Annotated in this window: 10 protein-coding genes and 1 tRNA gene; 3 read left to right on the forward strand and 8 right to left on the reverse strand. The window is 65.9% G+C overall.

All coding sequences use genetic code 11. The features are described from left to right. Window positions 1-3: 3 nt before the first annotated feature. From NX782_RS04495 to NX782_RS04525, 7 genes are all read right to left on the reverse strand, one after another. On the reverse strand, window positions 4-555 hold the full coding sequence (locus NX782_RS04495; protein ID WP_258844218.1) for a thymidine kinase: 552 nt from the start codon (window positions 553-555) through the stop codon (window positions 4-6). 128 nt (window positions 556-683) lie between these two features. Then, window positions 684-1,307, reverse strand: a complete 624-nt coding sequence (locus NX782_RS04500; RefSeq protein WP_258844219.1) for a PEP-CTERM sorting domain-containing protein — start codon at window positions 1,305-1,307, stop codon at window positions 684-686. Between the two features lie 142 nt (window positions 1,308-1,449). Next, window positions 1,450-3,687 carry a penicillin acylase family protein gene (locus NX782_RS04505; RefSeq protein ID WP_258844220.1) on the reverse strand — a complete coding sequence of 746 codons (2,238 nt, stop codon included), beginning with the start codon at window positions 3,685-3,687 and terminating at the stop codon, window positions 1,450-1,452. 32 nt (window positions 3,688-3,719) lie between these two features. Next, on the reverse strand, window positions 3,720-4,505 hold the full coding sequence (locus NX782_RS04510; RefSeq protein ID WP_258844221.1) for a hypothetical protein: 786 nt from the start codon (window positions 4,503-4,505) through the stop codon (window positions 3,720-3,722). 85 nt (window positions 4,506-4,590) lie between these two features. Beyond that, window positions 4,591-4,675: transfer RNA gene (locus NX782_RS04515), tRNA-Leu, on the reverse strand. 81 nt (window positions 4,676-4,756) lie between these two features. Further along, entirely contained in the window at window positions 4,757-6,211 is a 1,455-nt protein-coding gene (locus tag NX782_RS04520; RefSeq protein WP_258844222.1) for an aldehyde dehydrogenase, read from the reverse strand. Between the two features lie 28 nt (window positions 6,212-6,239). Continuing rightward, window positions 6,240-9,761, reverse strand: a complete 3,522-nt coding sequence (locus NX782_RS04525; RefSeq protein ID WP_258844223.1) for an indolepyruvate ferredoxin oxidoreductase family protein — start codon at window positions 9,759-9,761, stop codon at window positions 6,240-6,242. A 126-nt stretch (window positions 9,762-9,887) separates the two neighbouring features. On the opposite strand from NX782_RS04525, the gene NX782_RS04530 reads away from it, so the two are divergent. Next, a complete protein-coding gene (locus tag NX782_RS04530) occupies window positions 9,888-10,355 on the forward strand; it encodes an Lrp/AsnC family transcriptional regulator (RefSeq protein ID WP_258844224.1) in 468 nt (155 codons plus the stop codon). A 132-nt stretch (window positions 10,356-10,487) separates the two neighbouring features. Here NX782_RS04530 and NX782_RS04535 read toward each other — a convergent pair whose 3' ends face one another. Further along, complete coding sequence (locus NX782_RS04535) at window positions 10,488-10,688, reverse strand: hypothetical protein (protein ID WP_258844225.1); 201 nt, start codon at window positions 10,686-10,688, stop codon at window positions 10,488-10,490. A 140-nt stretch (window positions 10,689-10,828) separates the two neighbouring features. On the opposite strand from NX782_RS04535, the gene NX782_RS04540 reads away from it, so the two are divergent. Both NX782_RS04540 and NX782_RS04545 read left to right on the forward strand, forming a co-directional pair. Further along, window positions 10,829-11,179 carry a hypothetical protein gene (locus NX782_RS04540; RefSeq protein ID WP_258844226.1) on the forward strand — a complete coding sequence of 117 codons (351 nt, stop codon included), beginning with the start codon at window positions 10,829-10,831 and terminating at the stop codon, window positions 11,177-11,179. Between the two features lie 295 nt (window positions 11,180-11,474). Further along, window positions 11,475-12,161, forward strand: coding sequence for an SOS response-associated peptidase (locus tag NX782_RS04545; RefSeq protein WP_258844227.1), 687 nt, complete (start codon window positions 11,475-11,477; stop codon window positions 12,159-12,161). The last annotated feature ends 131 nt before the right edge of the window (window positions 12,162-12,292 follow it).

The raw sequence follows: 12,292 nt of genomic DNA on the forward strand, positions 1-12,292 counted from the left end.
TCCTCAGCGCGTGTAGAAGCAGCGCCCGCAGGCCTGGCGGTAGCTTTCGTTGCCGCCGATGCTGACCTGCTCGCCCTCGCGGATCCGGTTGCCCTGGGCGTCGACGCGGACGTTCATGGTCGCCTTCTTGCCGCAGGTGCAGATGTTCTTGATTTCCTCGATGTCGTCGGCCAGCGCCAGCAGGTAGGCCGAGCCGGGGAAGGGATCGCCGCGGAAATCGCTGCGCAAGCCGTAGCAGATCACGGGCACGCCGCGCACCTGGGCCAGGCGGTGCAGCTGCACGACCTGCTCCTTGGTCAGGAACTGCGCCTCGTCGACCAGCACGCAGGCAACCTCCGGCGCGCTGACCAGGAAATCGGTGTCCTGGTCGAACAGGTCGACTTCGCGCTGCGGACCCAGGCGCGAGGTGATCCGTCCGACGCCGTAGCGGTCGTCGATGGCGGCGGTGTACAGCTGGACCTTCTGGCCCTGCTCTTCGTAGTTGTGGGCCACCTGCAGCAGCGAGGTGGATTTGCCGGCGTTCATCGCCGAATACCTGAAATAGAGTTTTGCCACTGCGCTTTCCGCCTGCGTCCGCCTGGACCTGACTTGTTGAGGTGCAAAATTATAACAAGCGGATCGCCAATGGAAAACCGCCCGGTGCCGACACTCGGCAGCCGGGCGGTGCCAGGCCAGCGTTAGGCTCAGCCGCGACGGCGCGCCATCACGCCGATGAAGCCCAGGCCGGCCAGCAGCATGCCGTAGGTGGCCGGTTCCGGCACGGCCAGCACCACGTTGTTGGCGGTCGGCCAATAACCCTGGCCGCCATCGGTCGCGATGGTGACCGCGGCCAGCGGCGAGGTCGAGACGAAGCCGAGGAAGTCGGTGGTGGCCGCGCCGCCCAGACCATAGCTCAGCGCGCCGCCGTCGATCGCGGTCACGATCAGGTTGCCGGTAGTGTACTGGCCGAGCACGTCCGAGGTGAAGAAATTACCGCCGAAGGCGCTGACGCCGCCGCTGAAGTTCGAGAACACGATTGGGGCGATCGCCGTGTTGTTCGACAGCCAGTAGTCGCCGCCTTCGCCGCCCGCGCCCCACAGGCCGGTGGCCGAGTAGACGTCATAGGTGTACCCGCCGGCGCTGCGGTTCAGGACTTCGCCATACTGCATGACGGTCAGGTCGTCATAGGAATCGACGCCGGCGCCCTGCACCGCGGCCAGGAAATCGGCCTGGCTGGTGTAGACCACAATGTCGGCCTGGGCGGCGGCGGCGGCGCCGAGCAGCGCCGCGGCTGCAACGATTTTGCTGAGAGAGAATTTGGTACGCACGATTGCACTCCTGTTGGCTTCGATCGGACAGCCAGTAGATAGCAGGAATACAAGTGTTGCAATCGTGCTAACAGGCCTTTTGCGCGCACTTTGCGGTGCATAAAAGTGCGCGCAGGCGCGGCGCAGACAGCCTGACTGCCGCTTATTGCCCAGGATGATATTTGCGCTCGAGTTGTTTCTCGATGTCTTCTTTATAGAAGAGCACGTCCTTGAACTGCCCGCGGCTGTACATCTCGGCCTGGTCGTTGAAGTGCGGCGACTTCGGATCGCCGCTCTCGCCGCCGGCCAGGATGCTCTTGGCGCGCACACGCGGTCCGAATTCCACGGCGGCCACGAAGCTGTTGCCGCGGTCGCCGTAGATGCGCTTGGTGGTCTGCTTCGCCGTCATGCCGAAGGACGCCAGCGAGCCCCAGTTGGCCGAGGTGAAGCCGACCGGAATGCTGGGCTTGCTGTCGTCGTAGTGCTGGTCGACCGCGCCGCTGATGCGCTGGAAGCGGTTGATCTCGCCCCAAGGCGTCTTCCAGCTGCCGAAGTCGGCCTGCAGCTTGTCGGAGGCGCGGACCAGCGCCGCCAGGCGCTCCTGTGCGGCCAGCCGGGTCTGGATGAAGTCGACCACGGGCACCTCCTGGGCGCGGGCGCGCGTCGCGGCATCCTTCACCATCTCCTGGCCCCAATAGACCGCCAGCGAGGTCGGCACCGAATCGACGGCCCAGCGCAGGTCCCAGCCGCGCAACGCCACCACCTGCCCGGCCAGGCGCGCCCTGGTGGCGTCGCCCTCCGGCAGCGCCTCCCAATCCTTGACCAGCGCCGGCATCAACGGTTCGAAGGCGGTCAGATACGGGTCGTAGGCTTTGGCGATCAGGCCGTCGAGGCTCAGCTCGCGCGCATCGTGCAGCACCCGTTCGGCGTGGATGCCGCGCGCGTTCTGCGGCAGCGACCACATGTACTTCGGATAGGCGGCGCAATCCGGGCTGCTGGCGCCGAAGCCGGTGCAGGGCCAGTTGTTGGTGTTCGAGATATATCCGCTCTTCGGATTGAAGACGGTGATCGTCTCCTTCACCTCGTGCAGGCCCTGCCACTCGGTGGCCGGATTGCTGCCGTCGACCGGATGGGTCCAGTCGAAACGCGGATCGCGGCGCGGCACGAAATTGCCGTGGAAGTAGGCGATATTGCCGTCGGCATCCGCGTACACGGTGTTGTTCGAGGAGTTGGTGCGCAGGTCCATCACCTTCAGGAAGGCCGCGTAGTCGCGCGCCTTGGTGCGGCCGTAGGATTGCTGGAGCGCGTGCACCGGGTCGTCCATCATCTTCACGCTCACCCATTTGCCGCCCTCTTCCCGGATCACCGGGCCGTGGTGGGTAAAATACGCGGTCACGCTGCGGCTGGCCGTGCCGCCGGCGGTCTTGTACGGCAGCACGATGGTCTTGCTGCGCAGCGCGCGCTCCTCGCTGCCGTACTTGTAGAACAGCTTGCCGTCGCGCTCGACCACGGTTTCCAGGTATTCGTCGATGACGTCGCCGCCGCCCGAGGTATGCATCCAGCCCAGGCGTTCGTTGAAGCCCTGGTAGATGAAGAACTGGCCCCAGGTCACCGCGCCGTAGGCGTTCAGCCCCTCTTCGCTGACCATGTGGACTTCGGGCCGGAAGTAGAACGAGGTGTGCGGGTTGATCATCAGCAGCGCGTGCCTGCCGCTGGTGAGCCGGGGCGCGATGGCGAAGCCGTTCGAGCCGCTGGGCTCCGGATCGAAGCCCTTGCCCAGGTCGGCCATCGCCAGCGCAGGCGCCGGGCGTTTTTCGTAAAAGGCTTCGAGCTGTTTCAGGTCGATCGACTCGATATCGCCGCCGATACTGCCTTCGCTGAAGCTCAGCGCCATCCAGGGCTCGAAGCGGGTCAGAAGCTTTGGTTTGACCTGCGGATGGGTGGCCAGGTACCAGTTCAGGCCATCGGCCCAGCCCTGCATCAGCTTCTTGAGCCAGGCCGGGCTGGCCGCGTACTTGGCCTGCAGGTCGGCCGGGTCGATGTAGAGCTTCATGCGCAGGTCGCGCCAGATCTCCGCTTCGCCCTCGACCTCGGCCAGACGCCCCATCGCATTGATGTAATTGAGCTCGACCCGGTTGAAATCATCCTCCGCCTGGGCGTACACCATGCCGAACACCGCGTCCGCATCCGTCTTGCCGAACACGTGGGGAATGCCCCACTTGTCGCGCAGGATGCTCACGCGCTGCGCCGTCTTTTGCAGGCGCGCGCGTTCCGCTTTCGAGAAGCCGTCAGCCGCGGTGGCCTTCGACACGGCAGGTGCGGCGGCAAACGCGGCGGGCGGCAGCGCGGCCAGCAAGACCAGGCTGAGCGCACTTCGAGCGAGCAGGCGGGAAGTCGGCATGGGGTCTCCTCTATTTTTTATATGCGACGGCTTTATTCGGCGCCGAGCAGCACCAGCTTCTGCTTCAGCACCTCGTTCTCGTTGATCAGGGTGGCGACGCGGTCCTTCAACTCGGCCACCTGAGCCTTGAGGGCCTTGACCTGGTCTTCGGGGGTGCCGGCATCGACTTCCTTCTTGGGACGGGCGGCGGCCTTCTGCTCGCGCACCTGGCGCGCGGCCTGCTGCAGCTCCTTCTTGCCGCCGGCGACCGCCGCCACCTGCGCATCGCGCGGCAGTGCGGCGACGTTGGCGGCGGAACTGATCGAGATGGTTCCGCTGCGCACCGCCTCCACCAGCTCCGGTGCGGCCGCCTTCTGGATGCGCTCGATCTGACTGATGGTGTTGGCGGACACGCGCGCGGCGCGGGCCACCTCTTCGCGGGTGTTCCACGGCGGCGAGAACGGCACGGCCTGGTCGGTCGCGGTCTCCAGCTCGTCGTCGGTCTTCTGGACCACGCGCGCGGCCAGGATTTCCTTCTTGCGCAGTGCCATCAGGCCGCGCTGGAAATCGGTCACGCTGCGGCGCGCCAGCTGGTTATCGATCATCCACAGCTTGACGTCTTCGATCGAGTCGAATTTGTCGTTCTGGACGGTGCGGAAAGGGATGCCGTGCTGGGTGCAGATGGCGTAGCGGTTGTGGCCGTCGATCAGGACGTCCTGCCACAGGATCAGCGCTTCGCGGCATCCTTCGGTGAGCAGGCTGCGTTCGAGGGCTTCGTGTTCGGCGGGCGTGAGGGGATCGACGTAAGTACGGAGTTCGTCGTTAATCGTGATGTTCAATTCGGGTCCTTGCACTTCTATTGCTGAGTGTAGCGTTTGCTGTGCGCATGCTACACCATGCAAGGCCCCAAATGAATGGGTGATGTGGTGCGGGCAGCCGGAATCGAACCGGCACGCCTCGCGGCGGCAGATTTTAAGTCTGATGCGTCTACCAATTTCGCCATGCCCGCGCCGGCCGGGATTGTACTACGGGCGGCGGCGCGAGTGTTAGTCCTTGTGTTTTCGATAAGCGCATCAGATCCAAAAGCGCATCAGATCGGATAATGCCGCGCCCCGGTCTGCACCGTGATCCAGCGCAGGTCGGTAAACTCCGCAATCGCCGCCTTGCCGCCGAAGCGCCCGTAGCCGCTGCCCTTGACGCCGCCGAAGGGCATCTGCGCCTCGTCGTGCACGGTCGGGCCGTTGATGTGGCAGATGCCCGACTCGATGCGCTGCGCCACCGCCATCGCGCGTCCGATATCGCGCGAGAACACGCTCGAGGTCAAGCCGTATTCGCTGTCGTTGGCCAGTCGGATCGCCTCTTCGTCGGTATCGAAGCGGATCACGGACACGATCGGGCCGAAGGACTCTTCATACCAGACCCGCATGTCGGGCGTGACACCGTCGACGATGGCCGGCTGCAGCAGGTTGCCGTCGATGGCGCCTTGCTGTGCGCCGCTCTGCGTCACCGTGGCGCCGCGCTCGCGTGCATCCTGCAGCATCGCCGCCACGCGCTCCGCGGCGGCCGGATCCACCATGCCGGCCAGCGGCGCATCGGCGTGCGCAGCCCGCAGCGTGGCGGTCTTCGCCGCCAGCTTGTCGATGAAGATGGACGCCACCTTGCGGTCGACCAGGATGCGGTCGGCCGACATGCAGATCTGGCCCTGGTTGAAGAAGGCGCTGAAGGCGGCGGCTTCGACGGCCGCATCGAGGTCGGCGTCGTCCAGCACCAGGATCGGGTTCTTGCCGCCCAGTTCCAGCAGCACGGGCTTGAGGTGGCTGGCCGCATGCTGGGCGACGATGCGCCCTACCCTGGTCGAGCCGGTGAAGTTGACGCGCCGGACCGCCGGATGGGCGATCAGGCGTTCGACGACCTGCGGCGCTTCACCCGGGGCGTTCGAGACCAGGTTGACCACGCCCGGCGGGAAGCCGGCATCGACGAAGACCTGGGCGATCAGGCGGTGCACGGCCGGGCACAGCTCGGACGCTTTCAGGATCACGGTATTGCCGCAGGCGAGCGGCATCGCCAGCGCGCGCGTACCGAGGATGATCGGTGCGTTCCAGGGCGCGATGCCGAGCACCACGCCGCAGGGCTGGCGCACACCCATCGCCAGCGACCCGGGCACGTCGGACGGAATCACTTCGCCGCCGATCTGGGTCGTCATCGATGCCGCTTCGCGCAGCATGTTGGCGGCCAGCGTGACGTTGAAGTGGTACCAGCCCGGCGCCCCGCCGACCTCGCTCACGGCGGCCTCGACGAACTGGCCGCGCAGCGCTTCCATGCGGTCGGCGGCGGCCAGCAGCAAGGCGCGGCGGGCGCCCGGCGCCATTGCCGCCCAGGCCGGAAAGGCCTCGCGCGCAGCGGCGGCTGCGGCATCGCAGTCGTCGAGCGTGGCGGCGGCGGCGCGGGTCGCCAGCGCGCCGGTGGACGGGTCGAAGCGTTCGAAGCTGGCGCCGTTCGAGGCAGCTCTGGCCACGCCGGCGATCAGCAGATCGGTCTGAAACATCGGTATCCTCCTGTGCGAATGCACGGCATTATGCCCGACGCTTCAGCTCCACGACGTGCTCGTTGCGATACGCAGCGGCCAACTCCCGCCACTGCGCGTCGAACCTGTCCATCGCCGCCTGCTTGATGTGGCCATAGCCGCGCACCTGGTCCGGCAGCTGCGCGAGCTTGAGGGCGGCGTCCCGGTTGTCCGCACGCAGGCCGGTCGCCAGTTCGCGCGCGAAGGCCAGGTAGCGGTCGCGCAGCAGGCGCTCGCCCTTGCGCTCGCGGGTGTAGCCGAAGGGATCGAAGGCGGTGCCGCGCAAGCCCTTGAAGCGGGCAAGCACGCCAAAGGCCGGCAGCAGCCAGGCACCGAAGGTCATCTTGGCCGGCACCTCGGAACCTGGCTTCTTGCGCGCCAGCAGCGGCGGCGCCAGGTGGAAGGCCAGCTTGTAGTCGCCGTCGAACTGGGCGGCGATCTGCTCGCGGAAGGCGGGGTCGGCATGCAGGCGCGCGACTTCGTATTCGTCTTTATAGGCCATCACCTTGAACAGGTTGCGCGCCACCGCCTTGGCCACGCGGCGCTTTGAGTCCTCGCCTTCGAGCGCGACTTCGCGCTGTGCGACCGCCGCCACCGCCTGCGCGTACTGCGCGGCATAGGCGGCATCCTGGTAACGGGTCAGCCAGTCGACGCGGAAGGCCACCAGTTCGTCCAGCGACTTCGGCGCGGCGAACTGGATCACCTGCGCCGGCTGCGCCATGCGGTCCAGCGCAGTCGCGTCGGCGGCCAGCAGGCGGCCCAGTGTGAAGGCGCGCTTGTTCATGTCGACCGCTACGCCATTCAGCTCGATCGCGCGGTTCAATGCCGGCAGGCCGACCGGCACCAGCCCCTGCTGCCAGGCATAGCCCAGCAACAGGATATTGCTGCCGATGGTATCGCCGAGGAAGCGCGCGGCCGTGGCCTGGGCGTTCAGGCGCAGCAGATTCGCTGTGCCGGCGGCGGCGCCCAGCTTGCCGAGCAGGCCTTCGCGGTCGACCTCGGCGTCGCGGTCGCGCGTGAAGTCGGCGGTCGGGATCTCGTATTCGTTGGCCACCACGCGGGTATGGCCGTTGTGGATGACCGCCAGGCCATCCGGCATCGCCGCCACCACCAGGTCGCAGGCGAATACCGCGTCGGCCTGGCGCAAGTCGATGCGCACCTGGTGCAGGCGCGCCGGCGCGGACGCCACCCGCACATGCGACAGCACCGCGCCGCCCTTCTGTGCGAAGCCCATGAAATCCAGCGTGGAGGCGCCCTTGCCTTCCAGGTGCGCGGCCATCGTGATCAGCGCGCCGACCGTGACGACGCCGGTGCCGCCCACGCCCGCCACCAGGATCTCGAAGGGCTGGTCGAGCGCGTGCGCGGCCGGCAGCGGGTACTTCTGCAGTGCGGCTTCCAGATCGGCGAGCGACATCTTGACGCCCGCAGGTTTGCGCAGCGTCCCGCCCAGCACCGAGACGAAACTCGGGCAGAAGCCTTCGACGCAGGAATAATCCTTGTTGCAGGAGGACTGCTCGATCTGGCGCTTGCGGCCCAGTTCCGTCTCCAGCGGCAGGATGGACAGGCAGTTCGACTGCACGCCGCAGTCGCCGCAGCCTTCGCATACGGCCGGATTGATCACCATGCGCCGCGCCGGATCGGGGAAGACGATGTTGTCCGGCTTGTTCTTCTTGCGGCGGCGGCGCTTCTCGGCGGCGCAGGTCTGGTCGTACACCAGCACCGTCGTGCCGCGGATCTCGCGCAGCTGACGCTGGATCGCATCGAGTTCGCCGCGGTGATGCACGCTGACGCCTTCCGGCAGCGTCACGCCCGCGTAGTTGTCCGGGTAGTCGGTCACCACCACCGCCTTTTTCACGCCTTCGCTGATCACCTGCTGCAGGATCTGCGGCACCGACAGGGTACCGTCCACCGGCTGGCCGCCGGTCATCGCCACCGCGTCGTTATAGAGGATCTTGTAGGTGATGTTGGTGCCGGCGGCCACGCTCTGGCGGATCGCCAGCGAACCCGAATGGTAGAAGGTGCCGTCGCCGAGGTTCTGGAAGATGTGCGGCTCGCCGACAAAAGGCGAGGTGCCGGCCCAGCTGACGCCCTCGCCGCCCATCTGCGACAGATAATAGGTGTCGCGCTGCATCCAGGTCGCCATGAAGTGGCAGCCGATGCCGGCCAGCGCGCGGCTGCCTTCCGGCACGCGGGTCGAGGTATTGTGCGGACAGCCCGAACAGAAGTAAGGGGTGCGGCGCTTGCCCTCCGCCGGGTTGAAGGGCAGCTCGGCGGCGCAGAAGTCCGGCAGGTAGCGGTGCAGGTCCAGCGAAGGGTATTTTTCACCGAGCCAGCGCACCAGTACCGGCGCGATGCGCGAAGGACGCAGCTCGCCCAGCGCCGACAGCAGCGGCGCGCCATCGCGGTCAGTCTTGCCGATCACGACCGGGCGCTGGTCGGCCGCCAGGTTGTAGAACAGGTTCTTGACCTGCTGCTCGATCACCGGCCCCTTCTCTTCCACCACCAGGATCTCCCGCAGGCCCTGGGCGAAGCTTGCCAGGCGCGTGCGCTCCAGCGGATAGCTCAGGCCCGGCTTGTACAGGCGCACGCCCAGTTCTTCGAGGCGCGCGACGGACAGGTCCATGCGTTCCAGCGCTTCGATCAGGTCGAGGTAAGCCTTGCCGGCACCGATGATGCCGATCGTGGCGTTCGGCGCCGGCACCACCAGGCGGTCGATCGAGTTCGCGCGCGCGAAAGCCTGCACCGCTTCCAGCTTGGCGGCCACGCGCTGCTCCAGCGCCAGGCCGGGCAAGTCGGGCCAGCGGTTGTGCAGGCCGTCGGGCGGCGCCACGTAATCGGCGGGTTCGGCATAGCGCGGCATCGGCGGCAGCTCGACCACCGCCCCGCCTTCCACCGTTTCGGAGATGGCCTTGAAGCCGCACCACGCGCCCGAAAAACGCGACAGCGCCCAGCCGTAGAGGCCGAATTCCAGGTATTCCTGGATGTTGGCCGGGTTAATGACCGGCATACCCCAGGCGATCAGCGCCTGCTCGCTCTGGTGCGGCATCGACGAGGACACGCAGCCGTGGTCGTCGCCCAGGATGGCCAGCACGCCGCCGTGCGGCGAGGATCCATAGACGTGGCCGTGCTTGAGCGCGTCGCCGGCACGGTCGACGCCCGGCCCTTTGCCGTACCACATCGCGAACACGCCATCGACTTTGCGGGTCGGGTTGGCTTCGACCTGCTGCGATCCCATGACGGCGGTCGCGCCCAGCTCTTCGTTGATGGCTGGCAGGAACTCAACGTGGCGCTCCGCCAGCAGGTTCCTGGCCCGCCACAATTCCTGGTCGACGGCGCCCAGCGGCGAGCCGCGGTAGCCGCTGACGAAGCCGGCCGTCTGCAGGCCCTGCGCGTCGTCGAGCTGCTTTTGCATGCACAGCAGGCGCACCAATGCCTGGGTGCCGGTGAGGAAGACCCGGCCCTGGGTGCGGGTCAGGTTGTCGTCGAGTGCGTAGTCGGGGTCTGCCAGCCCGACAGTCGCGGGGAGCGTCATGTCGTTCATTTTTATAGTGTGTGCAAATGATGAGACAGGATAGGCCGCACGCCGCGAAAGATTTTTTCTATCTATTCATCTTTTGACACTAAAATTGCAAGAACCTTTCTATTTTTTGCCAAAAACATGAAAAGTCATTCGATTGATGCAGCATCCATGAAAATTCTCGTCGAGCTGCAGAGGGATGGCAGGATCTCGTCCAACGAGCTGGCGGAGCGGATCGGCATGTCGGCCAGCCCCTGCTGGCGGCGCCAGAAGGAGCTGGAGGACAACGGCACCATCCTGCGCTACACCGCCCTGCTCGACCGCCGCAAGCTGGGCCTGGCGGTGGTCTGCCTGCTGCACGTGTCGCTGCTGCGCCATGCCGAAGGCGTGGTCGAGCAGTTCGAACAGACGATGCGTATGCGGCCGGAGGTCGTCGAGTGCTACGAAACCACCGGCACCTCGGATTACCTGGTGAAGGTGGTCGTGGCCGACATGGATGCCTACCACGACTTCCTGCACAACGTGCTGGTGAAGCTGAACGGGGTATCGCAGGTGAATACCAGCGTGGCCTTGCGCGAAGTGAAGTACGAGACGGCACTGCCTTTGTAGCCGCCTATCCGGCGCAGGCTGATGCAGCCCCGGGCAAAGCTGCAAGCTTTACCCAGGCTATCGCGGAAGCCAAGCATGGACTTGCCGGGTCCTTGGCATCGCCTCCGAAAAGATCGAAATGACGATCCGGCTTTAAGCGGTGAAGCCCCGTACGATGAAGCGGATGATTTGCGCCACCACTTGACCGCCGAGCACAGCGACGACGGCGAACACCGCCACCTGGCAGAGGCGCAAGGCCAGCTCGTGGCCGCGCCAGCGGCTGCCGAAGCGCAAGGGACCATGGAAGCGTGCGGGCAGGTGCGGAAGATGCACTGAAGCAAAACGCATTTTCATGATTGTCTCCAATTGTATGCATGTTGTCAGCACAGCATACGCCTGCCTCGGCCCGCCTGCAAATGCATCGACGGGTCGTGGATCTTGTCATTCTTGCAGGAAAGTTTATACTTTACCCGATCAACATCAGGAGACTTTCCATGATTCGCACCCTTGCCCTTGCCGCACTGCTCGCCAGCTGCCTGCCCACCGTCCAGGCGGCGGAAGATGCCGGCTTCTGTAAATCGATGTGCAGCAGCGAACGTCAGGAATGCCGGGCCACCGCGCGCAAGGCGACCAAGAATGACGATCTGCTCGAGCGCGGGCCCGAGGACAAGAATCCGTTTGCGAACACGGCCAATCATCTGCAAGGCCAGTCGGAACAGGAGCGCGCCGCCGGCGGCGCCAGTTTCCATAAACGGCAGTCGGAGCGCTACGGCGCCTGCGACGACAAATACCAACGCTGCACCCGCGCCTGCAGCATCCCGGCCAAGCCCGCCCGCGGATCGTAAAAAAATGCCGCTGTCGCGAATGCGAGCAGCGGCAGGTAACTCAGCCGTCACTGAGGTGGAGACACAAAGAAGCACGGATACTACTTGACGAAACAGGATAGGAAGTTGGGACAGCTTCGGCCGCCACAAGGGCCAACATGGGTAAGCAAAGTCCCGTCCTGACGTCAGTCTAGTCGCACAGCCAGCCTGCAAGACCAGCCGGATTCCAGGGCACAATGTCCGGCTGCCGTGCCGCCGCACCCGACTGCTCGGCTAACGGACGACCGGTTCGCGGCATCTGCGGTAGGATCGGGCCATGTGTGGACGATTTGACCAGAGCCAGACCGCGCGCCATTACGCCACCGCCTTCGGCTGGGCGGACGCGGTCTTCGACAGCGAATCCGCGCCGACCACGAACGCGGCGCCGGGCACCTATCGCCCTGTGCTGCATGTGCAGGACGGCGAGCACCGCGTGGACGACGTATTCTGGAGCTATCGCCCGAAATGGGCCGAGGGCAAGATCCCGATCGCGATCAACGCCCGCCTCGAGAAGCTGGCCGGCAGCTACTGGTCGCGCCTGCTGAAGAACGGGCGCGGCATCGTGCCGGCCGAGGGCTGGTATGAATGGACCGGCGAAAAGGGCCACAAGCAGCCCTGGCACATCCACCGCAAGGACCACGCACCCCTGTTCCTGCTGGCGCTGGCCAACTTCGGCCCTTTCGAAGAAAACCGCGCGGAAGCCGGCTTCGTGCTGGTCACCGACGATGCCTCCGGCGGCATGCTCGACATCCACGACCGGCGTCCGGTGGTGCTCGCCAAAGAAGATGCCGAGCTGTGGCTTTCCCCCTCGCTCAGCCCCCAGCAGGCGCTGGAACTGGCCCGCCACGCCGCGGTGCCCCCCGCCGACTTCGACTGGCACAAGGTCAGCAAAAAGGTCAACAACGCCAGCGCCCACGGTCCCCAGATCGCGCTACCCATCGACGACGACGACGACGCGGCATAAAAAAGCCCGCACACCTTGCGATGTGCGGGCTGAACCCGGCCAGCCAGGGAGCCCGGCCGGGAGAGCAAAACTGCCTGGCTACCGATTAGTGTTGATAGGCGCCGATGTCGTAGCCGGTCGAGGCATTGCGG

It is taken from the genome of Massilia norwichensis, from assembly GCF_024753245.1.
Classification (GTDB): Bacteria; Pseudomonadota; Gammaproteobacteria; order Burkholderiales; family Burkholderiaceae_D; genus Telluria; species Telluria norwichensis.

Bases quoted from the DNA above. Each gene is read 5' to 3' on its own strand.
- NX782_RS04505 (WP_258844220.1), bottom strand. From the start codon at position 3,687: ATGCCGACTTCCCGCCTGCTCGCTCGAAGTGCGCTCAGCCTGGTCTTG.
- NX782_RS04545 (WP_258844227.1), top strand. From the start codon at position 11,475: ATGTGTGGACGATTTGACCAGAGCCAGACCGCGCGCCATTACGCCACC.
- NX782_RS04520 (WP_258844222.1), bottom strand. From the start codon at position 6,211: ATGTTTCAGACCGATCTGCTGATCGCCGGCGTGGCCAGAGCTGCCTCG.
- NX782_RS04540 (WP_258844226.1), top strand. From the start codon at position 10,829: ATGATTCGCACCCTTGCCCTTGCCGCACTGCTCGCCAGCTGCCTGCCC.
- NX782_RS04530 (WP_258844224.1), top strand. From the start codon at position 9,888: ATGAAAAGTCATTCGATTGATGCAGCATCCATGAAAATTCTCGTCGAG.
- NX782_RS04535 (WP_258844225.1), bottom strand. From the start codon at position 10,688: ATGAAAATGCGTTTTGCTTCAGTGCATCTTCCGCACCTGCCCGCACGC.
- NX782_RS04525 (WP_258844223.1), bottom strand. From the start codon at position 9,761: ATGACGCTCCCCGCGACTGTCGGGCTGGCAGACCCCGACTACGCACTC.